Here is a 19882-nt window from a genome sequence, read left to right as displayed (position 1 = left end):
GCTTAAGCCGACCCCGGCGCTATCGCGGGCATGGCCGACGACTCACCGGACGCGGCGACCGAGCCCGAACTCGACGACGACGCCCAGCGGCGCTTCCCGGTCCCCGACTTCGAGGCGCTTCCCGAGGACCTGCGCGAGCGCATCGCCGAGGAGGCGGAGCGCGCCGGCTTCACCCCGAACGTGTTCGCCGCGCTCGCGTACAAACCCTCGCACTTCCGGGCGTTCGTCGACTACCACGACGCGCTCGTCGACGACACCGCCCTCGACCGCGCGGAGGTCGAGATGCTCGTCGTCGCGGTGTCCGGACGCAACCACTGTTACTACTGCAACGTCGCTCACGGCGCCCTCTTGCGAATCTACGGGAAGGACCCCCATCTCGCGGACCAACTGGTGGCGAACTACCGACAGGCCGACGTGAGCGAGAAGCGGATGGCGATGCTCGACGTGGCGGTGAAGCTCACCGAGGCGCCGGACACGGTGACCGGCGCGGACCTCGACCGGCTGTACGACGCGGGCTACACGGAGGAGCAGGTGTGGGACATCGGGAGCGTCGTGGCCTTCTTCAACCTCTCCAACCGGATGGCGACGTTCGCGGACTGGCGGCCGAACGACGAGTTCCACACGATGGGGCGGTAGTTCGGGCGTTCGGTTCGTCGCTCGTCGAGGCGTACCGGAGGATACCGAGAGCCAGCAGTCGGGAAGAACGCGAGAGCCGAGCCACGACGAGACGCCACGGCCTCCCCGACCGATTCCTTCGCTCCCTCACTTCGTTCGGTCGCTCAGTCATCCCTCGCACGATGCGCCACGCCGCGAGAGCGAAGCTCTCGTTGGCTCCCGCTCGCTCCGCTCACGGGAACGACACAGGGGACGCGGCGGCGCGCGCCACGAGCCGTTTCGTCGGCGAGTGCGTCGTGCGAGGGACGAACGAGGGAGCGGAGCGAGGCGTGACCGAAGGGAACGCCTCGGAAAGGCGAGCGGTGGAGCCGCGAGCCAGCGACCGAGTGAATCGGCTGGGGAGGGTGTGGCGTACCTGCGGCTCGTGTGTCGCTCGACGCACTGAGAGAACGGCAGGAGTCGTCGGTCGGTCGATACCAGCGAACCCGACGACACCAGTGAATCCGACGACACCGCCGAGTAGAAAAAGCGCCGAGAAACCGGACCCGGGTCCGAGCTACCCCTCGGCCTCGTACCCGGCGTCCTGCACCGCGACGACGAGGTCTAACTCGTCGGCGTCGCCCTCGACAGTCGCCTCACCCGCCTCGTGGTCGGCGCTCGCCGACTCGACACCCTCGACCCCTTCGAGTGCCTCCGTCACGGCCGCCTCACAGTTCTCGCAGTGCATCTCGTCGACAGTCAGTGTCGTACTCACACTCGACGTACGGGCGCCCCACCTTTGCCCGTTTCCTCTCGCGACCGGCGGTCGAAACCGCTCATTCACCTTCGAATCCAAAGCAGAAACGCAACGCACTTTTCGAACCACGCTCTAGGAGGACCATGCGCGACCTCGACGACACCGACCGCGACATCCTCCGGCTGCTGCTCGCGGACGCCCGCAGACCGTTCAGCGACATCGCAGAGCACGTCGGACTCTCCGCGCCGGCGGTCTCCGACCGCGTCGACCGACTGGAGGAACTCGGCGTGATTCGGGGGTTCACCCTCGACCTCGACCGCTCGACGCTTCGAGGCGGCCTCCCCGTCCTCGTCACGCTCGACCTCTCACCGACCCGGGCGAGCGTGGTCCGGGAGGCCGTCTCGGAGCTCGACGCCGTCGAGCACACCTTCGAGACGGCCGACGGACAGGTGCTCCTGCAGGCCGTCGTTCCCGACGGCGACGTGCGCGGGCTCCTCGCTTCGGCCGTCGACCTCGACGAGGTCCGCGAGCTCTCGGTCCACCTACTCGCCGGAAGCGACTGGTCCCCGACGGTGGGGGACGTGGGCCTCGCCCTCGACTGCGTGGAGTGTGAGAACACCGTCACCGGCGAAGGGGAGTCCGCCCGCTTCGACGGGACGCTGTATCACTTCTGCTGTGAGAACTGTCTGGCCTCGTTCGAGGAGCGGTACGAGCGGCTGTCGGAGGGCGCATAATCGAAGGCCCGACGGGCAACCACTTTCGTTACCGAAGAACTCGTCCGCTCGAACACCCATCGCGAAGGGAAAACGGGCATCAAGTAGGCGACCGTAGGGTTCCGTAAGTGACCACGCACCGCATCCGCGTCGGCATCCGGGGGATGAGCTGCACGAACTGCTCGTCCACGGTGACCGACGCACTGACCGACCTCGACGGCGTCGGCGAAGTGAACGTCAACTACGCCACCGACGAGGGGACGGTCGAGTACGACCCCGAACAGGTGTCGCTCGCGGCCGTCTACGAGGCCATCGAGGACGCCGGCTACGACCCGGTGTCGGAGACGGTCACCGTCGCCATCACCGACATGACCTGCGCGAACTGCTCGGCGACGGTCGAGGAGGCCGTCGGCGGCCTCCCGGGCGTCGTGCACGTCGACGCCAACTACGCCACCGACGAGGCGCGCGTCCGGTACAACCCCGAGGCGACCGACCTCGACGCCGTCTACGACGCCATCGAGGGCGCCGGCTACTCGCCGGTCCGGGAGGGGTCGGGCGAAGACGATAGCGACGACTCCGCCGCCGACCGCCGCGAGGCCGCTCGCCGAGGGGAGGAGCGCCGCCAACTCCGGCTCGTCCTGTTCGGTGCCGCCCTCTCCGTCCCCCTCTCGCTGCTGCTGATGGGCGGCCTCGTCGGGCTCCCGACGCCCGACTCCCTCTTCGGCGTGCCGAAAGGGTGGCTCGCGCTGGCGCTCGCGACGCCCGTGCAGGTCCTCCTCGGACGGGAGTTCTACGAGAACTCCTACAAAGCCCTCGTGAAGAACCGGACGGCGAACATGGACGTGCTCATCGCGCTCGGGTCGACGACGGCGTTCGTCTACTCGGTCGCCGTCCTCCTCGGCTTCCCCGGCGGGCTGTACTTCGAGAGCGCCGCGCTCATCCTGACGTTCATCACGCTCGGCAACTACCTCGAAGCCCGCTCGAAGGGCCGCGCCGGCGCGGCGATTCGGGAACTGCTCGAACTCGAAGCGGACACCGCCACCGTCGTCGACGAGGTCGACGGTTCCGGAGACGAGGGGACGGAGTTCCGCGACGAACGCGAGGTCGACCTCCGCGAGGTTGAAGTCGGCGACGTGCTGAAGGTCCGACCCGGGGAGACGGTGCCGACCGACGCGGTCGTCGTCGAGGGGGAGTCCGCGGTCGACGAGTCGATGGTCACCGGCGAGTCCGTCCCGGTGGAGAAAGAGCCGGGCGACGAGGTCGTCGGCGGCACGGTCAACGAGAACGGCCTGCTCTACGTCCGGGCGACGAAGGTCGGCGAGGAGACGGCCCTCCAGCGCATCGTCGAGACCGTCCGCGAGGCCCAGTCCCGCCAGCCCGACATCCAGCGCCTCGCCGACCGCATCTCGGCGTACTTCGTCCCCGCGGTCGTCGCCAACGCCCTGTTCTGGGGCGCCCTCTGGGTTCTCTTTCCCGAGACGCTCGCCGGGGTCGTGACCGGTCTCCCCGTCTGGGGGCTGGTCGGGGGCGGTCCCGCGGCTGTGGGCGCCTTCGAGTTCGCCGTCGTCGTCTTCGCCAGCGCCGTCCTCATCGCCTGCCCCTGCGCGCTGGGACTCGCGACGCCGGCGGCGACGATGGTCGGCACCGCCATCGGTGCGAACCACGGCGTCCTCTTCGAGGGCGGCGACGTGCTCGAACGCGTCCGCGACGTGGACGCCGTCGTCTTCGACAAGACGGGGACGCTGACGAAGGGCGAGATGACGCTGACCGACGTACGGGTGGTGTCGCCGATGGCAGACGGGGCGGAGTTGGAGTCGGCGGAGAGCCCCGAAGACGTCACCGAGGAACTCCTCCTCTCGGTCGCGGCCACGGCCGAGGCCGGGAGCGAACACCCCATCGCCGAGGCGGTCGTCGCCGGCGCGCGTGAGCGCGGTATCGACGTGACCGACCCGGCCGCCCTCCAGAGCGTCTCCGGGAAGGGCGTCCGCGCCCGGACCGACCGCGGCGACGTGGTCGTCGGCAAGCCCGAACTGCTCGCCGAGTACGACGTGGACCCGTCGCCCGCCGAGGACGTCATGGCCGACCTCGAACGCGAGGGGAAGACGGCGATGTGTGTGGCGCTCGACGACCGCCTGCTGGGCGTCCTCGCCGTCGCCGACGAGGTGAAACCCACGGCGAAGGAGGCCGTCTCGGCGCTCCGCGACCGGGGCGTCGCGGTTCACCTCCTCACCGGCGACAACGAGCGCACCGCCCGCGCCGTCGCCGAAGGGGTCGGCATCGACCCCGAGCACGTCCGCGCCGGCGTCCTCCCGGAGGAGAAGTCCGACGCCGTGGAGGCCATTCAGCAGGACGGTCGGCGGGCGATGATGGTCGGCGACGGCGTCAACGACGCCCCGGCGCTCGCGGCCGCGTTCGTCGGCGTCGCCATCGGCTCCGGCACCGACGTGGCCATCGAGGCCGCCGACGTGACGCTTCTGCGGGACGACCCGCTCGACGTGGTCCGCGCGATGAACGTCTCCCAGGGGACGCTCGCGAAGATTCGACAGAACCTCTTCTGGGCGCTCGGCTACAACGCGGCCATGATTCCGCTCGCCTCGCTCGGCCTGCTCCAGCCGGCGTTCGCCGCCGCCGCGATGGCGTTCTCCAGCGTGAGCGTGCTGACGAACAGCGTCCTCTTCCGGCGCTACGACCCCGAGGAGCGTTACCGCCTGCTCGGGCGACTGCGCCGGTAGTCGGTCCATCCGCCGCCGCGGCCCACAACCGTTAAATCCCCCTCCGCCGTGAGCGGAGGTATGGCGAAAGGTAAGGTCGCCTTCTTCAACGACACGGGCGGTTACGGTTTCATCGAGAGCGACGACGCGGACGAGGACGTGTTCTTCCACATGGAGGACGTCGGCGGTCCGGACCTCGAAGAGGGACAGGAAGTGGAGTTCGACATCGAACAGGCCGACAAAGGCCCCCGCGCGAAGAACCTCCAGCGGCTGTAAGCCGGCGAGGACACCGCGGTTCTCTCGTCGACGCCGACCGCCGAGTGGCTACCTCGTCCGACACTCGCTGTCGGGTCGGTTACGCCGAGAACGACACGTCCGCCGGCGAGTCGAAGTCGCGGTCGTCCCCGAACCGCTCGTAGAGGTGCTCGACCCGCTCCCCGATGGCGTCCCACTCGTCGTCGTCCTTGTTGTCGACGTGGTGATAGACCAGCCCCATCCGGCCCGTCCCGCGAAGGGTCTCCTCGTTCTCCCGAAGAAACGACCAGTACAGGGCGTTGAACGGACAGGCGTCCTCGCCCGTCGTCTCGTCGGGGTCGTACCGACAGTTGGCGCAGTGGTCGCTCATCCGATTCACGTAGTTCGCCGAGGAGACGTACGGCTTCGAGGAGAGCACGTCCGTCGCCCACGTCCCCATCCCGACGACGTTCGGCGTCGTCACCCAACTGAAGGCGTCGACGAACCCGAAGTGGAACCAGTGGTCGAGTTCGTGGGGGTCGGCGCCGTACACCGTCGCGAAGTTCGAGAGGACCATCAGCCGCTCGATGTGGTGGGCGTAGCCGCGCTCCCACACGTTCTCGACGGCCTTTCGGAGACAGCGCATCTCGGTGTCGCCGTCGTAGTACGCCGCCGGGAGGTCGCGGTCGCGGTCGAGCAGGTCACCCTCGAACGCCTGTGGCTCGCGGCGGTAGACGTGACGCACGAACTCCCGCCACCCGACGAGTTGGCGGACGAACCCTTCGACGCTGTTGAGCGGTGCGTCGCCGGCTTCGTAGGCGCCGACCGCGCGGTCGACGACTTCCGCCGCGCGGAGCAGGCCGAGGTTGAGCGAGGTGGAGAGCAGCGAGTGACACAGCGCCCACTCGTCGTCGAGCATCGCGTCCTGATACGGGCCGAACTCCCCCAGCCTGTTCTCGACGAAGTCGTCGAGGGCCGCGAGCGCCTCGTCGCGAGTGACCGGCCAGACGACAGCGTCGAGGTCGGGGTTCCCCCACGTGTCGAAGCGCTCCGTGACCCACTCGTGGACCTCCCGAGTCGCCTCGTCGGGGTCGAACCTCGGTACCTCCGGCGGCTCCCAGTCCTCGGGCGGGAACTCCTGGTTCTCGTCGTCGTAGTTCCACTCGCCACCCTCGGGGTCGTCGCCGTCCATCAGGACGCCCGTCTCTCGGCGTCGATGCCGGTAGAAGTTCTCGTGCTGGTAGGCGCGGGGTTTCTCGGCATCCCCCTCGCCCCCCTCCTCGGCGCCTGCCCGACTCCGACCCGACCGCTCGTCGGCCCACGCGTCGAACTCGTCGCTCGAGCAGTGCCAGAGGTCGTTGTCGACGACGTCGAGGCTCCCGTCGCGTTCCGTCACCAGTTCCTCGAAGCGCTCCGCGGACCCCCGACTCGCCGAGCGCATCAGCGTGAGCTCGTCCTCGGGGTACTCCTCGAAGTGCTCGTCCAGCCCCTCCCCGAACGTCTCGGATTCGACGTAGTGGACCTCGTGGCCGTCGTCGCGAAGTTCGTCGCGGACGTGGCGCATCGCCGAGAACAGCAGCGTGAGCTTCGCCGGATGGTACGGGTGGCGGTCGGCGAAGGCGTGGGCCTCGACGAGGAGCACGCGGTCGGCGTCGGCGAGGTGCGCGATGTCGGGGTTCAGTTGGTCCCCGAGCAGCCAGAGGGTCATACGTGGGGTTAGGACGACGGCAGGATAGTCGTTGCCGCCGGGTCGTCCTGCGGAGCGACTCACCGAGCGGGGGAGGACGGCGTTCGGTCGAACGGCCGCCGATGAGTGGGGCTTCCGGAGGTCACCGACACCACACGGATTCCGCGAAAGCAATCACCCGAGCACACCGAACAGGCCGGCCCACACGCCTATTGGACACCTGTCCTAAGCCGAGTCCGCATGACCATCCCAGTCACCGTCGCCGACGTCCACCGGATGACCCCCGACGTGAAGCAGTTCCGACTCGTCGCCGACGACCACAGCTTCCAGTACGACCCGGGCCAGCACACGATGGTCCACTTCGAGAACGACGGCGAGGAGGAGGCCCGGCCGTACACGGCCGCCAACCTCCCCGGACCCGACGGCACTGACCAGATACTCCTCGCCATCAAGCGCTACGACGACGGAAACGCCTCCGTGTGGATGCACGAGCGCACGCCGGGCGACGAAATCGAAATCGAGGAGGTCGACGGCAACCTCCGCGTCCGCGACCTCGACCGCGACGCCGTCTTCCTCGCCACGGGGACGGGCATCACGCCGCTGTACCCCATGCTGAAGCAGTACGCCCGCGAGGGCGAGGGAACGACCCACCTCGTCTTCGGGGAGCGCGACCAGGAGCACCTCATCTTCCGCGAGAGCCTGGACCAGCTCCGCGCCGAGAACGCGAACGTCGAGGTCGACTACGTCCTCTCGGACGCCGACGGGGACCGCGAGTGGGACGGAAAGACCGGCCACGTCCAGGACCACCTCCCCGAGGCGCTCGACGGCGTCGACCTCGCGGAGACGGACTGCTACGTCTGTGGGGTCCCCGAGATGGTCGTCGAGACCGAGGAACTCCTCGTCGAGGCGGGCGCCGACGAGGACCACGTCTACACCGAGGGGTGGGAGTCGGACGCGGCCGACGAGTAGCTCCGGGAGTCGCTCTCGGTGTATTAGTGAGGCAGAAATCGGCGGTCCGGGGCTGAAGTCGTCGAGTACGGAAGCCCCTCCCGGGAGCGCCTGTTGGCCGGTCGTCATCAGCTTTCACCCGATGAGTCGCTCGACCACCACCGCTGCCGCTCTCGGCAAGCGTTTCTTCGTAGGTCGCTTTCCGGAGAGTTGAGGGGACGGAGAGAGCGGAGCTGGAGCGGTCGCGAAACGGCTGAGCGACTGAGCGACGAGACGACGAAGCGGCTGAAAAGCGATGTGCCGACGGAACGAAGCTACCGGGAGACGGCGCTACGCGGACTGTGCGGCGAGGAGGGCGCTCGCGTTACCCGCCGAGGCGTTGCCGGCAGAGGCGTTTCCGGCGGAGGCGTTGCCGCTCGACTGGTTACCGCCCGACGAGCCGCTCGACTGCTGCTCCTGCAGCCACGTCTCGTAGTCGCCCTGGTCCATCACGGTGACGTTGAAGTACATCTGGGAGTGGGCGACCCCACAGTACTCCGTGCAGTACCCCTGGTACTGACCGTTCTCGAGGGGTGTCGTCCGGATAGTGTTGGTCTGGCCCGGGATGGCGTCCTGCTTCAGGCCGAGTTCGGGGACTGCGAAGGCGTGTAACACGTCCGAGGACGTGATGCGGAAGTACACCACTCGGTCCTTCGGGACGGCGATTTCGGTGGAGGTGGTCACGTTACCCTCGGCCTGGGGGTATCCGAAGGTCCAGCCCCACTGGTACGCCTCGACGTCGACGACGACGGCGTCCTCGTCGTCCATCGGGTCACCCATGTCCGGCGTGTAAGTGACCGCCGGGTCGGCGAGCACGCCGTAGGAGGCGACGCCGACGAACAGCAGGATGATGGCGGTGGCGACCGTCCAGGTAATCTCGAGGCGGCGGTTCTCCTTGGTGGGCTTCGGCGCGTCGCTCTTGCGGTACTTGTAGACCGTGTAGAACAGGACGACCTCGGTGACGAGCGTGATCGGAATCGCGACGTACAGCAGTTTCGCGTTCAGCTCGTTGATGAGGTTCGCGGTCGTGGACTGGGCGGCGACCGGCTCGACGGCCAGCGCCAGAGCCGCAGCCGCGACCCCCGCGAGCAGTGCGCTGCGCTTGCCTCTCATTGGAGTGGGCTTAGGAGAGACGGCGTAAATACCTACTGACTCGGACTCCGCGAGGAGAGCGCCGGAGTCCGGTGATTTCGGCGTCGCGACGGGGTGAAAGAGGCTTCTCCGAGAGCGGCCGGCTCGCCCGCCCGAGTCACCCGTTCGCGGGACGCTCACGCTCGGCGTCGGACCCCCCTCGAGCCGAGTACCGGTCGAGAACCAACCTGTCGGATCGGCGCTCCGAAACGCGGCGACTAAGTACCGCCGCTCCCAACTCCCGATAAGTGACCTACACGTGGTAACGACCGAGTCCTCACGGTTCTCCGCGCTCCTCGCCGCGACCGCCATGGGCGTCTACCTCCTGCTCGCCGTCGGCGCGACGACGGCGCTCACCGAGGCGACAGCCGCGTGTGGGGCGTGGCCCCTCTGTGGCGGCGGCTGGACCCTCCCGTCGGTCCTCGACGGCTGGGTCGCGGTCGGCCACCGCCTCGTCGCCGTCGTCGTCGGACTCCTCCTCCTCACGACGACCGTCGTCGGCTGGCGTACGGGTGCCGGTGCCGACCGTCGGGTCCGTCTCGCCCTCCTCGCCTCGCTAGCGCTCTACCCGGTTCAGGCCGGCCTGGGCGCCTTCGTCGCCACCTCCGGCGCCGACCCGACGCTCTCCACCGTCCACCTCGCGGTCGCGATGGCCATCTTCGGCGGCCTCGTGCTCGCGCTGGCGTGGAACCTCGAATCCGAGACCGGCGACCCCGACGACGCGCCGACGAGCGAACCCACCCGGGCGTCTGCCGATTCGACGAACGAAGACCTCACGGAGCCGTCGTCGCCGGCGGAGCGACCCGCCGTCCCGACCGGGCTCGCCCGGGTCAAGGCGACCGCGTGGGCGTACTTCCGGCTGACGAAGCCCCGCCTGATGTGGCTGCTCTGTCTCGTCGCCGGCGCGGCGATGGCGCTCGCCGGCGGTCCCGGGCTGACCCTCGAAACCGTCGCGGCGACCCTCGGCGGCGGCGCCCTCTCCATCGGCGCCTCCGGCACGTTCAACCACGTGCTCGAACGCGACGTCGACCGGAAGATGAACCGCACCAGCGACCGCCCGCTCGCGCTCGACCTCGTCCCCGTCCGCAACGCGGTCGCGTTCGGGGTCGTCCTCGCCGCGGCCTCGCTCGCGCTGTTCGCCTCGGTGAACCTCCTCGCGGCCGCGCTCGGACTCGCGGCCATCCTCTTCTACAGCGTCGTCTACACCCTCCTGTTGAAGCCGAACACCGTCCAGAACACGGTCCTCGGCGGCGCCGCCGGCGCGCTCCCGGCGCTCATCGGGTGGGTCGCCGTGACCGGCGAAATCGGCCTCGTCGGCCTCGCGCTCGCCGGCGTCATCTTCCTCTGGACGCCGGCGCACTTCTACAACCTCGCGCTCGCGTACAAGGACGACTACGAGCGCGGCGGCTTCCCGATGATGCCCGTCGTCCGCGGCGAGACCGCCACCCGGCGACACATCCTCTACTACCTCGGCGCGACGCTGCTCGCGGCGGGGGCGCTCGCCACGGCGGACAAACTCGGCACGCTGTACGTGCTCACGGGCGTCGCCCTCGGCGCCGCCTTCCTCTGGGCGGTCGTCCGCCTGCACTACGAGAAGAGCGAGTCGGCGGCCTTCCGTTCGTTCCACGCCTCGAACGCGTACCTCGGCGCGCTCCTGCTCGCCATCGTCGTCGACGCCCTGGCGGTCTGAAGGCGACACGGACGCTCCCACTCCCCGACCATGGCTACCGACACCGACTCATCCGACGCATCGACCCTGAAACTCGCCGGCCGGCGCGTCGAGCGCGACACCCTCCTCGTCGCCGGCCTGCTCGTCAACAGCCTGCTCATCTTCGCGCTCGGCTACGCCGCGCTCGTCGGCGTGGGCGTCCTCGAACCGTACCGATTCAGCCTCTACGGCCTGCTGTGGCTCGGGGCGAGCGTCTGGGCCGTCTCGCGGGTGGAGGTACCCGACGCCTCGACGCGGACGAAACGTCGGGCGGCCGCCGTCGCCGTCGGCTACTTCGCCGTGCTCGCGGTCGCGGGCGGACTGGTGGTGCTCCCGGGTCCGGGGTCGGTTCCGGGGTTCCGCGTCGCGATTCTCCCGCCGGGGTGGGGGCCGGCGCCCGTCTTCACGACCGACGTCGTCAACCTCGTCCTGATGCCCGCCCGCGTCGTCGGCTACCTCGCGCTCGCGTACCTCGTGTACGCCACCGTCGTCGACGCCGCCGGCGCGGCCGTCTCGGGCGTCGTCGGACTGCTCTCCTGTGTCTCCTGTTCGTGGCCGGTGCTCGCCGGAGTCGCGACGACGCTGTTCGGGAGTTCGGGCGCGCTCGCCTCGGCGACGATGGCGCTCTCCTACGACCTCTCGACGGCCGTGTTTCTCGTGACGGTCGCGCTGCTCTCCTACCGCCCGTCGTTCGGCCGGTCCTGACCGGCGCCGGGTCCGCCGGCGTCCCGACGTTCCACGCGATTCCACGACCCCTGTGCCACCCGAGCGAACAGTACACTTTTGTCGGAAACTCACGCATTCGAATATATCGTGACTCCAGCTCGGCTCGTCGCCCTCGGACTCGTGGCGCTCCTCTGCTCCGGGCTCGTCGCCCCCGTGGCGGTCGGGAGCGATGGAGCCGGCGAGCACCGGAGCGACGGCGCGACGGTGACGGTGCGAGAACCGAGCGCCGCCGTCGGCGACGTGGTCGAGTTGGTCGTCCGCTTCGGCGACACGCGGGACGCGACGCTCTCGCTCTCCGGCGCCGGCCACGACGCCGTGCTCAGACTGGACGACGTCGACGCCGACGGCCGGGCGGTCGTCCGCGTGAACACGCATCTGCACGGCCGCCGGGCGTACCACGTCGAGGGCGCCGCCGACACGGTCAACGCGAGCGGGCCGTTCGAACCCGGCGCCTACACCGCTGCCGCCGTCGACGGGGACGGACCCGTCGACGCGAGCGCACGCCGGTCGACCGGCGAGGCGAACCTCACGCTCACCGGCCCTCGGGTCGGCGGCGTCCGACTGTGGCGCGGCGGGTCGACCGTCGCGACCGACCTAAACTCCGACCGGACGATACGCGACGCGGTCGACGACGGGGCGTTGACGCCGGCAGAGCAGGTCGTCCCCGGGGAGACGGTCGTCGTGGAAGTCGACGCGGCCGGGCTCGGCGGAGCGTACGAACTGAGCCGGGCGGAGACGAGCCGGGGGCGGCTCGGAGACGCCCTCGACGCCGCGAACGGGCGGGTGACCGTCCGGTCGGCCGACGCCGCCTCCGACAACGCGAGCGACCCCGTCGTCTCCGACCTCGTCGGAGCCGCCGAGTCGGTTGTGGCCGCCCCGGAGCGCGGCGTCTACTACCTCGTCCTCGACACGACCGCCCTCGGGAGCGGCGGGGAGCGGGGTGACCGGGACGAGGGCGGTCGTACCGATCTCCTCGTCGGGGTCTCTCTCGGCGTCGACGGCGCCGAGAGCGCCGATCCCGGCGCGGCCGCCGGGAACCCGCGGCTCGCGTTCGAGCGCGTCGCCGTCGTCGACGCGCGGGCGACCGTCGCCGGGGCGGGCGACCGAACGGTCGAACTCGTCCCCGAGGCCGGGGTACAGCTCCGGGGACGCACGACGCTCGCGCCGGGGACGGCACTCGACGTGTTCCTCACCGGCCCCGACGGAACGGCGTACCGCGACCGGACCGCCGTCGCCGCCGCCGGGAACGGCTCCTCGTTCGTCGCGACGTTCGACCTCTCCGGGGTCGAGCGCCGGACGGACTTCGAGGTCGCGTTCGCCCGGCCGGACGCGCCGACCGAGCGAGTCTCCCCCACCACCGCCGGCACCGTGGTCCGTGTCCGGCCGCGCGCCGGGAGCGTCGAACTCGCGAACGGGACCCTCGACCCCGGGACCGCCCGGGTTCGGGCGAGCGCCGCCCACGACGCCGTCGTCGGGCTATACCGCAGGTCGAACAACTCGCGCGGCCCGCTTTTGGGTCAGCTCCGGGTACCCGCCGGGAACGCGAGCGGGTTCGTCGACCTGGCCGAGCCCGTCGGCGAAAACGCCACGCTCGTCGCCGTCCTCTACCACGACGTCGACGCGAGCGGCAACCTCACCGACGCGGACGTTCCCTACCGCGTCGACGGGCGTCCCGTGCGGGACGCCCGAGGCGCCCCTGCATCCGCGACCGGGACGCCGCTCGCGACGACTAGCTCCGTGACGACCGACCGAACGACGGACGGGACGACGACTGCCTCGTCCGGGGACGCGGCGACCGTCACCGACGAACGAGAGGGGACCGCGACCCCTGACCCGAAGACGGGGACGACCACCACCGACTCGACGGAGCGTGGTACGCCCACCTCGAACTCGGCGCCCGGTTTCGGACCGACGGCCGCGCTGGGGGCGCTGGTCGCGCTCCTCCTCGTGCGCTCGGTCGTCGGCCCTCGTCGGAGTCGCTGACTCGGCGCAGGGAGGGGGACGAGGACGAAGGCGACGAAGACGACCGGGAGGACGACGACTCCCCCGAAACGTCGAGTTTCCGCTTGTCGCTACCGCGAACGCGACCGCATCGACCCGCGTCGACCGGGACGGCCGCCCCCAACTACGGATTGCAGACGGCCGACACTCGGACGTGTGTCCCACTCACGGGCCGACTGCCGGGGCCGCGACTCGGGGCCCCGAACGCTCCGAGCGCCGATGCCGACGGCCGAGCCATCGGTCAGAACAGGCTGAGACGCGTCCGACTCCCGTGGAAGTACAGGACGAGCGCGTCGCTCCCCACCTCGTACTCACCCGCCACGTCGGAGTCCGCGGAGCAGCGTCGGTCGAACTTCCGGAAGAACTCGAGCGGCGAACCCGGGTAGAGGTCGCCCCAGTCGTCGCCGCGTTCGACGAGCAACCGGCGCTCGAACGGCTCGCCGCAGACGGGGCAGGCCTCGTCGTTGGGGGTCGAGTGTGACATCGTGTACCATAGTCGGTCGGCGCGTTTCAATCTCACGGCGGCGGGACGCGTTCGTGAGCCGTAGACGACGCGAGACCGGCCGGCCGGCTCAGTGCCCGACGAGCCCGCCGTCCTCGTCGTAGCGCGCGTCGAAGATGCGGTCCCACTGGTCGTCGGAGAGGGAGACCGAGCAGGCCCCGACGTTCTCGTCGAGCTGGTCGACGGTCCGCGCGCCGACGATGGGGACGCAGGTGAAGGCATCGTGGTCCATCAGCCAGCGCAGGGCGACCTGCGCGGGTGTGGCGTCGACCTCGTCGGCCACCTCACGAACCGCGTCGAGGACGGCCCAGCCGCGCTCGGAGACGTAGTAGTCGCCGAACATCCCGTCGAAGGAGCCCCGGGAGCCGTCGGGCGCTTCGACGGCCTGCGGGTCGTCCTCGTCAGCGCGCTCGTACTTCCCGGTCAGGAACCCGCCGGCGAGCGGCGAGTACGGACAGACGGCGATGTCCTGGTCGGCACACACGTCGAGGTACTCCGCCACGTCCTCGTAGTAGGCGGCGTGGTGCAGCGGCTGGGTCACGTCGAAGCGCGACCAGTCGTGGCGGTCGGACTCCCAGAGCGCCTTCGTCAGCTGCCAGGCGGCCATGGTGGAGGCGCCGAGGTAGTTCACCTTCCCCTTCTCGACCAGCCCGTTCAGGGTGCGGAGGGTCTCCTCGATGGGGGTCTCGTCGTCCCAGCGGTGGATGTAGTAGAGGTCGAGGTAGTCGGTGCCGAGGCGTTCGAGGGTCCCCTCGACCTGTCGGCGGATGTGCGTCCGCGAGAGCCCCGAGCCGTTCGGGTTCTCGTCGTCGAAGCCGAAGTACACCTTCGAGGCGACGACGTAGTCCGAGCGGTCCTCGCCGGCGAGCCAGTCGCCGATCCACTCCTCGCTGGTGCCGTTGGGGTCGCCGTAGACGTTCGCAGTGTCGATGAAGTTCCCGCCGCGCTCGGCGAAGGCGTCGAGCAGGTCGTGGGCCTCGTCGCGGGTCGTCTCGGGTGTGCCGTCGGTCTCGCGACCGAAGCGCCAGGTGCCGAAGCAGAGTTCGGAGACTTTCGTGCCGGTGGAGCCGAGTCGTCGGTAGTCCATCTCGGCGTCGGTGTCGAGGGGCATGGTAACGGTTCGGGAGTCGCGGCGGGCGCGGAAAAAGGTGGGAGTCGCGGAAATCGGCTGTTCCCAAATCGGTATTCCAGCGCGGTTTTCGTGCCGGTTGTCCGGTGAAACCATCGCGCTCTCGCCCTTCACAAGTCCGCCAGGTCAGCACCGCACAGCACCGACCTCAGCCCTCCCCAGCCTCCGTATGGCCGCCACAGGGGCGGCCACGGTCCCTCGCACGACCCTCGCGGCCCGGAGGCCGCTCGGCGCGCGCCGACCCACCGACGACGGGGAGTATCGAGAGAGGGCGGTCGTCCGAGCGGTCGATTACCCGACTACCCGAGCACGAACCTCGGTCGAGGCGGACCCGGTCGCCGGGTCCGCGGTCGTCGACGACCCGGACGTGTTACTGCTGTTCTCGTCGGCCGACTCCTCCACGACGTACCGTTGGCCGGCCATCGAGTCCAGCAGGCTGTCGACGGGCGCCCGGTCGTCTCTGAGCACCGGCACGTCGTCGGTTCGCGGCGGTTCCATGAGGCTCCGCACCTCGTTCGCGAGGCCGATTCCCACGTCGCGGCGCTCGTTCCGCGCCAGCAACTCGGCCTCGGTGAGCCGCCGGTCGTCGCGGGTGGCGACGATTTCGACGTTCTGGACGGCGTTCGACGCCGAGGTGCGGAAGCTGTACACCGTCGGGAACGCCCGGTCGATGGTCGCGTACTCCGCCCGGTAGAACTCCGAACCCGGCCCCTCGGGCGCCGAGATGATGTTCGCAAAGAGCATCCCGTCGGCGCTGAGGCGGCTCTTCGCGAGCTCCATGAACTCCACCGTCGTCAGCTGGAAGGGGACCTTGTCCTTCTTGTAGGCGTCGAGCACGATGAGGTCGTACGTGTGGTCCGTCTCCCGAAGGAACTCCCGGCCGTCCGCGGTGTGGATTCGGAGCCGGTCCGACTCCTCGACGCGGAAGTGCTCCTTCGCCACGTCGACGACTTCCGGGTCTATCTCCACCACGTCCACGGTGGCGTCGTACTCGTGAACGAAGCGCTTCGGCCCAGTGAACCCGCCGCCGCCGACGAACAGCACCCGATCTATCTCGTCGGGGTCGTCGGCCAACAGGTAGGGGATGTGGAAGTAGCGCGTGTACTCGAACACGTGGCGGTTCGGGTCGTCGAGGTCCATCGCGCTGTGGCGCTGGCCGTCGAGGTACAGGGTGCGCGTGTCGCCGCTGTCGACCACCCGGAGCTCCTGGTAGGCGGTCTGTGTCTCGTACACCACCTGTCCCTCGACCGAGTAGCCGAGCGACCCCGCGGCGAACGCGCCGACGAGGAGGAGCGAGACGAGGACGACGACGCCGGTGTCCTGGGGCCGCTCGGGGAAGGAGATGGCGACGACCGTGCCGACGAGGAGCGCCCCGAAGACGAGGCTGATGGCGTCGACCGAGAGCGTCGGGACGAGCAGGAACGTCGTCCCGAACGCGCCGACGATGCTCCCGACGGTGCCGACCATGTAGACGTGTCCCGACGCCCTACCGACCTCTTCGGAGGCCGAGAGTTCGGCGGCGTACGGGCTGATGAACCCGAGCAGGTACGTCGGCGGCCCGAAGAGGAGCGTCACCGCCGGTAGCGACGCGAAGCGACTGGGGAGGGGAATCCCGGCTGCGGACCGAAGCAGGAGGTCGCCCGCGAGCACCAGCAGCGCGACGTACGCCGCCGTCGCGATGAGGATGAGGCTCAGTCGCCGTTCGGAGGCCCGCGTCGCCGCCCGCTTCCCGCCCTGGTGGTAGCCGAGACTCAGCGCGGCCAGGAAGACGCCGATGATGCTCCCCCACGTGTAGATACTGCTCCCGAACTGCGGCGCGACGAGCCGCCCCGCGAGAATCTCGAGGCCCATGCTCGCCACGCCCGAGACGAACACGGCGATTTCGGGGCTCGTCGGTCGCCAGGGGCTCCGGCCGTCGGCTGTCGACATTCGAGTGTACCTACGGCCCTCGAAGGATAAGCACCACGTCCGACGAACCTCGGGCGGGTCGGTCACGGAATCGGCCGTCCGGTGCCCGATACGCCACGCTTATCACTCGTCACACCACCGGACAGCACGATGCTCACCGTCGCAGGAATCGGCGTTGGCGACCTGGGTCGACTGGAACTCGACCTCGTCGCCGCCGTCGACGACGTGGACGTGGTGGCCGGTGCCGACCCGAACCCCGACGCCCGCGAGGCGTTCGCCCACGAACACGACGCGCCCGCCTTTGCGGACCACGTCGAGATGCTCGACGAGACGGACCCGGACGCCGCGGTCATCGTCTCGCCGCACACGCTCCACTACGAACAGGCGCTCGACTGCCTCGAACGGGACGTGCACGTCCACCTCGAGAAGCCGATGGTCACTGACGTGGCTCACGCCCACGACCTCGTCGACGCCGCCGAGGAGCGCGGACTCACCCTCGCCGTCGGCTACCAGCGTCACGTCGACCCGCGTTTCCGCGAGATTCGACGGCTGGTCGACGAGGGCCGCATCGGCGAGCTACACGCCGCCCACTGCCACCTCGAGCAGGTGTGGATAAAGTGGACCCGCCACCAGTGGCGCGGGAATCCGGACCTCTCCGGCGGCGGCCAGCTGTACGACTCGGGATCACATCTGCTCGACGCGCTCCTCTGGACGACCCGGAGCACGCCCGTCAGCGTCGCCGCCGCCGTCGACGACCGGGGGGAGGACGTGGACGTCAACAGCGCGCTCGCCGCCGTCCTCGACCGCGGCGAGAGCACCATCACCGCCTCCATCGGCGTCTCGGGCGACGGCACCAGCACCCCGGCGCCGGGCGAGTCGCTTCGCCTGCTCGGCACCGAGGGCGCCATCACCTTCGACGGCGAGACCGTCGAGGTCGTCGAGAACGGCGTCACCTACGAGGCCAGTCCCCAGGAGCCGAGCTTCGAGGAGGTGACGGAGCGCAAACTGCGGAACTTCGTCGAGGCGATCCGCGACGAGGCCGACCTCGACATCCCCGCCACCGACGCGCTGAAGGTGACGGCGCTGACCGAGGCGGCCTACGAGGCTGCGGAGACGGGCCGAACCGTCGACGTGGCGCGGCTGCTGGACCGGTAGCGGAGCCCGTTCCCGGAGGCGCCCCCGTCGTCGGCGCACCGGCGAAAGGGAACCCTTACGGCCGGGTCGGCCCGAGTTCGGCTATGGACGGACCAACGGACGCGAGCGCCGGGAGCGGGGGCTCCGAGCTCGCCGCCGACAGCGGGCCTCCCGCTATCGCCGCCGCCGACGTGCACCGGTCGTACGGCGACACGGTCGCGCTCGACGGCGTCTCGCTCTCGGTCAGCCGGGGGGAGGTGTTCGGCCTCATCGGCCCGAACGGCGCCGGCAAGACCACCCTCGTCCGCGCGTTGACGGGGACGACGAAGGCGACGGGTGAGGTGCAGGTGCTCGGGAGCCCCCCGACCGACGTGGACCCCCAGCGAATCGGCCTGCTCCCGCAGTCGTTCTCGCCGCCCGAGCGGCTCACCGCCCGCGAACTCGTCGCCTACTACGCCGGGCTGTACGACGAGGCGCGCGACCCCGACGCGGTGCTCGACGACGTCGGTCTCGCCGACGCGAGCGACACGTGGTACGAGAAGCTCTCCGGCGGTCAGCAACGCCGAGTCTGTGTCGCCACCGCGCTCGTCAACGACCCCGACGTGCTCTTCTTGGACGAGCCGACGACCGGCATCGACCCGGCCGGGCGGCGGGCGCTCTGGGAGCTCATCGAGGGGTTGGCCGCGGGCGGCACTACCGTCTTCCTGACGAGCCACGCGATGGACGAGGTCGAACGCCTCGCCGACCGCGTCGGGCTGCTGAACGGGGGTCGGCTCGTCGCGACCGGCGCGCCCGCGGACCTGATTGCCGAACACGGCGGCGCGCCCCGACTGGTCGTCGACACCGCCGCCGGGAGCAACGAGGTGGGCGACGTGGGCTACCCGGTGGAGGCGACCGCCGAGACACTCGTCTTCCACGGCGTCGACCCCGTCGACATCGGCCAGGTCGTCGCCGCGCTCGACGCTGCCGGCGTCGACTACGGCGCACTCGCCTGGAAACAGCCGTCGCTGGAGGAGGTGTACCTCACCCTCGCCGGTGAACGCTACGACCGGCCGGGCGGGAAGGGAGACGGACTCGGCGGCACCGGCGAGTCGGTTCCGGCCGCCGCGAGCGCGACCGGCGGCGAGGGAACCGCTGGCGACGCCGGAGGTGACTCCCGATGAGCGCGACGAAACGCGTCGGCAGCGAGTTCCGCGCCGCGTGGCGCTCCTTCCTCCGCCGGCGGACGGCCGTGTTCTTCACGTTCTTCTTCCCCGTCCTGCTCGTCGTCATCTTCGGCGCGCTGGTCCAGACCCAGCCCACCGGCGGCGGGCTGTTCTCCGAGCCGGCGGGCTACTACCTGCCGGGGTACCTCGCCGTCGTCGTCCTCTTCACCCCGCTCTCCCGAGTCGGGAGCGAGATAGCCCGCCACCGCGACGGCAACCGCTTCGAGAAGCTGGCGACGACGCCCTTGAAGCGGTGGGAGTGGCTCCTCGGCGGGACGCTGGTGAACGTCGCGGTCATCGGCCTCGCGGGACTGCTCATCCTCGGGCTCTCGATTCTGGTGACCGGCGCCGGGATTCCTCTCGCGGCCGAGACGCTGCTGCTCGTCCCGTACGTCGCCCTCGGCGTCGCCCTGTTCTGTGGCCTGGGAGCCGTCATCGGGAGCCTCGCGGACTCACAGGACGGCGTCATCGCCGCCAGCAACGCGGTGGCGCTCCCCCTGCTCTTCCTCTCGGACACGTTCGTCACGCTCGACCTGCTGCCCGAGTGGTTCCGGCCGCTCGTGCTCGCCTCGCCGCTCACCTACTTCGCGCGCGGCGTCCGGGCCATCACCTACGGCGAGACAACGCCCCTCCCGGTCGACCTCGGGGTCGCACCGGCGGTCGGCTACCTGCTCGTGCTCGCCGTGCTCTCCGCGGTTCTCTTCGCGGTCGGAGCGGCGCTGGTCCCACGGACGGACTGAACTCGAGGGAGTCCG

At 70.0% G+C, this 19882-nt stretch carries 17 protein-coding genes; 11 read left to right on the top strand and 6 right to left on the bottom strand.

Annotated elements, in window-relative coordinates; translation table 11 throughout:
- Positions 1 to 30 precede the first annotated feature (30 nt).
- The gene (locus N5095_RS21390; protein WP_267625217.1) at positions 31 to 636 is read left to right on the top strand and encodes a peroxidase-related enzyme; all 606 of its coding nucleotides are present in this window, start codon (positions 31 to 33) and stop codon (positions 634 to 636) included.
- A gap of 535 nt (positions 637 to 1171) precedes the next feature.
- On the opposite strand, the gene N5095_RS21385 is transcribed toward N5095_RS21390, so the two are convergent.
- Positions 1172 to 1369, bottom strand: coding sequence for a heavy-metal-associated domain-containing protein (locus N5095_RS21385; RefSeq protein WP_267625216.1), 198 nt, complete (start codon positions 1367 to 1369; stop codon positions 1172 to 1174).
- A 125-nt stretch (positions 1370 to 1494) separates the two neighbouring features.
- Between N5095_RS21385 and N5095_RS21380 the strand changes: the two genes are divergently transcribed.
- The 3 genes from N5095_RS21380 to N5095_RS21370 all read left to right on the top strand — a co-directional run bounded on the left by N5095_RS21380 (position 1495) and on the right by N5095_RS21370 (position 5051).
- Complete coding sequence (locus N5095_RS21380; RefSeq protein ID WP_267625215.1) at positions 1495 to 2085, top strand: AsnC family transcriptional regulator; 591 nt, start codon at positions 1495 to 1497, stop codon at positions 2083 to 2085.
- Positions 2086 to 2192: 107 nt separating this feature from the next.
- The gene (locus N5095_RS21375) at positions 2193 to 4796 is read left to right on the top strand and encodes a heavy metal translocating P-type ATPase (RefSeq protein WP_267625214.1); all 2604 of its coding nucleotides are present in this window, start codon (positions 2193 to 2195) and stop codon (positions 4794 to 4796) included.
- Between the two features lie 60 nt (positions 4797 to 4856).
- Entirely contained in the window at positions 4857 to 5051 is a 195-nt protein-coding gene (locus N5095_RS21370) for a cold-shock protein (protein ID WP_267625213.1), read from the top strand.
- A gap of 79 nt (positions 5052 to 5130) precedes the next feature.
- On the opposite strand, the gene N5095_RS21365 is transcribed toward N5095_RS21370, so the two are convergent.
- On the bottom strand, positions 5131 to 6717 hold the full coding sequence (locus N5095_RS21365; protein ID WP_267625212.1) for a cryptochrome/photolyase family protein: 1587 nt from the start codon (positions 6715 to 6717) through the stop codon (positions 5131 to 5133).
- 219 nt (positions 6718 to 6936) lie between these two features.
- Between N5095_RS21365 and N5095_RS21360 the strand changes: the two genes are divergently transcribed.
- Positions 6937 to 7665, top strand: coding sequence for a ferredoxin--NADP reductase (locus N5095_RS21360; RefSeq protein WP_267625211.1), 729 nt, complete (start codon positions 6937 to 6939; stop codon positions 7663 to 7665).
- Between the two features lie 309 nt (positions 7666 to 7974).
- Here the strand turns inward: N5095_RS21360 and coxB are convergent, their stop codons facing one another.
- A complete protein-coding gene (gene coxB / locus N5095_RS21355; protein WP_267625210.1) occupies positions 7975 to 8796 on the bottom strand; it encodes a cytochrome c oxidase subunit II in 822 nt (273 codons plus the stop codon).
- A 328-nt stretch (positions 8797 to 9124) separates the two neighbouring features.
- Here coxB and N5095_RS21350 point away from each other — a divergent pair, with 328 nt between their 5' ends.
- The 3 genes from N5095_RS21350 to N5095_RS21340 all read left to right on the top strand — a co-directional run bounded on the left by N5095_RS21350 (position 9125) and on the right by N5095_RS21340 (position 13231).
- Complete coding sequence (locus tag N5095_RS21350; RefSeq protein ID WP_267625371.1) at positions 9125 to 10504, top strand: heme o synthase; 1380 nt, start codon at positions 9125 to 9127, stop codon at positions 10502 to 10504.
- A gap of 30 nt (positions 10505 to 10534) precedes the next feature.
- Positions 10535 to 11227 (top strand): DUF7546 family protein, encoded by a 693-nt coding sequence (locus tag N5095_RS21345; protein ID WP_267625209.1) that lies wholly within the window; start codon positions 10535 to 10537, stop codon positions 11225 to 11227.
- 108 nt (positions 11228 to 11335) lie between these two features.
- Positions 11336 to 13231 (top strand): hypothetical protein, encoded by a 1896-nt coding sequence (locus N5095_RS21340; RefSeq protein WP_267625208.1) that lies wholly within the window; start codon positions 11336 to 11338, stop codon positions 13229 to 13231.
- A gap of 259 nt (positions 13232 to 13490) precedes the next feature.
- On the opposite strand, the gene N5095_RS21335 is transcribed toward N5095_RS21340, so the two are convergent.
- The 3 genes from N5095_RS21335 to N5095_RS21325 form a co-directional block, all read right to left on the bottom strand.
- A complete protein-coding gene (locus N5095_RS21335; protein WP_267625207.1) occupies positions 13491 to 13733 on the bottom strand; it encodes a hypothetical protein in 243 nt (80 codons plus the stop codon).
- Positions 13734 to 13821: 88 nt separating this feature from the next.
- Positions 13822 to 14838: an aldo/keto reductase gene (locus tag N5095_RS21330; RefSeq protein ID WP_267625370.1), complete on the bottom strand. Its 1017-nt coding sequence runs from the start codon at positions 14836 to 14838 to the stop codon at positions 13822 to 13824.
- Between the two features lie 333 nt (positions 14839 to 15171).
- Positions 15172 to 16809 carry a spermidine synthase gene (locus N5095_RS21325; RefSeq protein ID WP_267625206.1) on the bottom strand — a complete coding sequence of 546 codons (1638 nt, stop codon included), beginning with the start codon at positions 16807 to 16809 and terminating at the stop codon, positions 15172 to 15174.
- Between the two features lie 129 nt (positions 16810 to 16938).
- Between N5095_RS21325 and N5095_RS21320 the strand changes: the two genes are divergently transcribed.
- The 3 genes from N5095_RS21320 to N5095_RS21310 all read left to right on the top strand — a co-directional run bounded on the left by N5095_RS21320 (position 16939) and on the right by N5095_RS21310 (position 19867).
- A complete protein-coding gene (locus N5095_RS21320) occupies positions 16939 to 17943 on the top strand; it encodes a Gfo/Idh/MocA family protein (RefSeq protein ID WP_267625205.1) in 1005 nt (334 codons plus the stop codon).
- 83 nt (positions 17944 to 18026) lie between these two features.
- Positions 18027 to 19085, top strand: coding sequence for an ABC transporter ATP-binding protein (locus tag N5095_RS21315; RefSeq protein ID WP_267625204.1), 1059 nt, complete (start codon positions 18027 to 18029; stop codon positions 19083 to 19085).
- A complete protein-coding gene (locus tag N5095_RS21310; RefSeq protein ID WP_267625202.1) occupies positions 19082 to 19867 on the top strand; it encodes an ABC transporter permease in 786 nt (261 codons plus the stop codon). The genes N5095_RS21315 and N5095_RS21310 overlap by 4 nt, the downstream gene beginning before the upstream one ends.
- The last annotated feature ends 15 nt before the right edge of the window (positions 19868 to 19882 follow it).

Origin of the sequence: Halobium salinum (assembly GCF_026586625.1) — an archaeon.
Lineage (GTDB): Archaea > Halobacteriota > Halobacteria > Halobacteriales > Haloferacaceae > Halobium > Halobium salinum.
The sequence above is the reverse complement of the archived record's forward strand: the minus strand, read 5'-3'. Positions and strand labels throughout refer to the sequence as shown.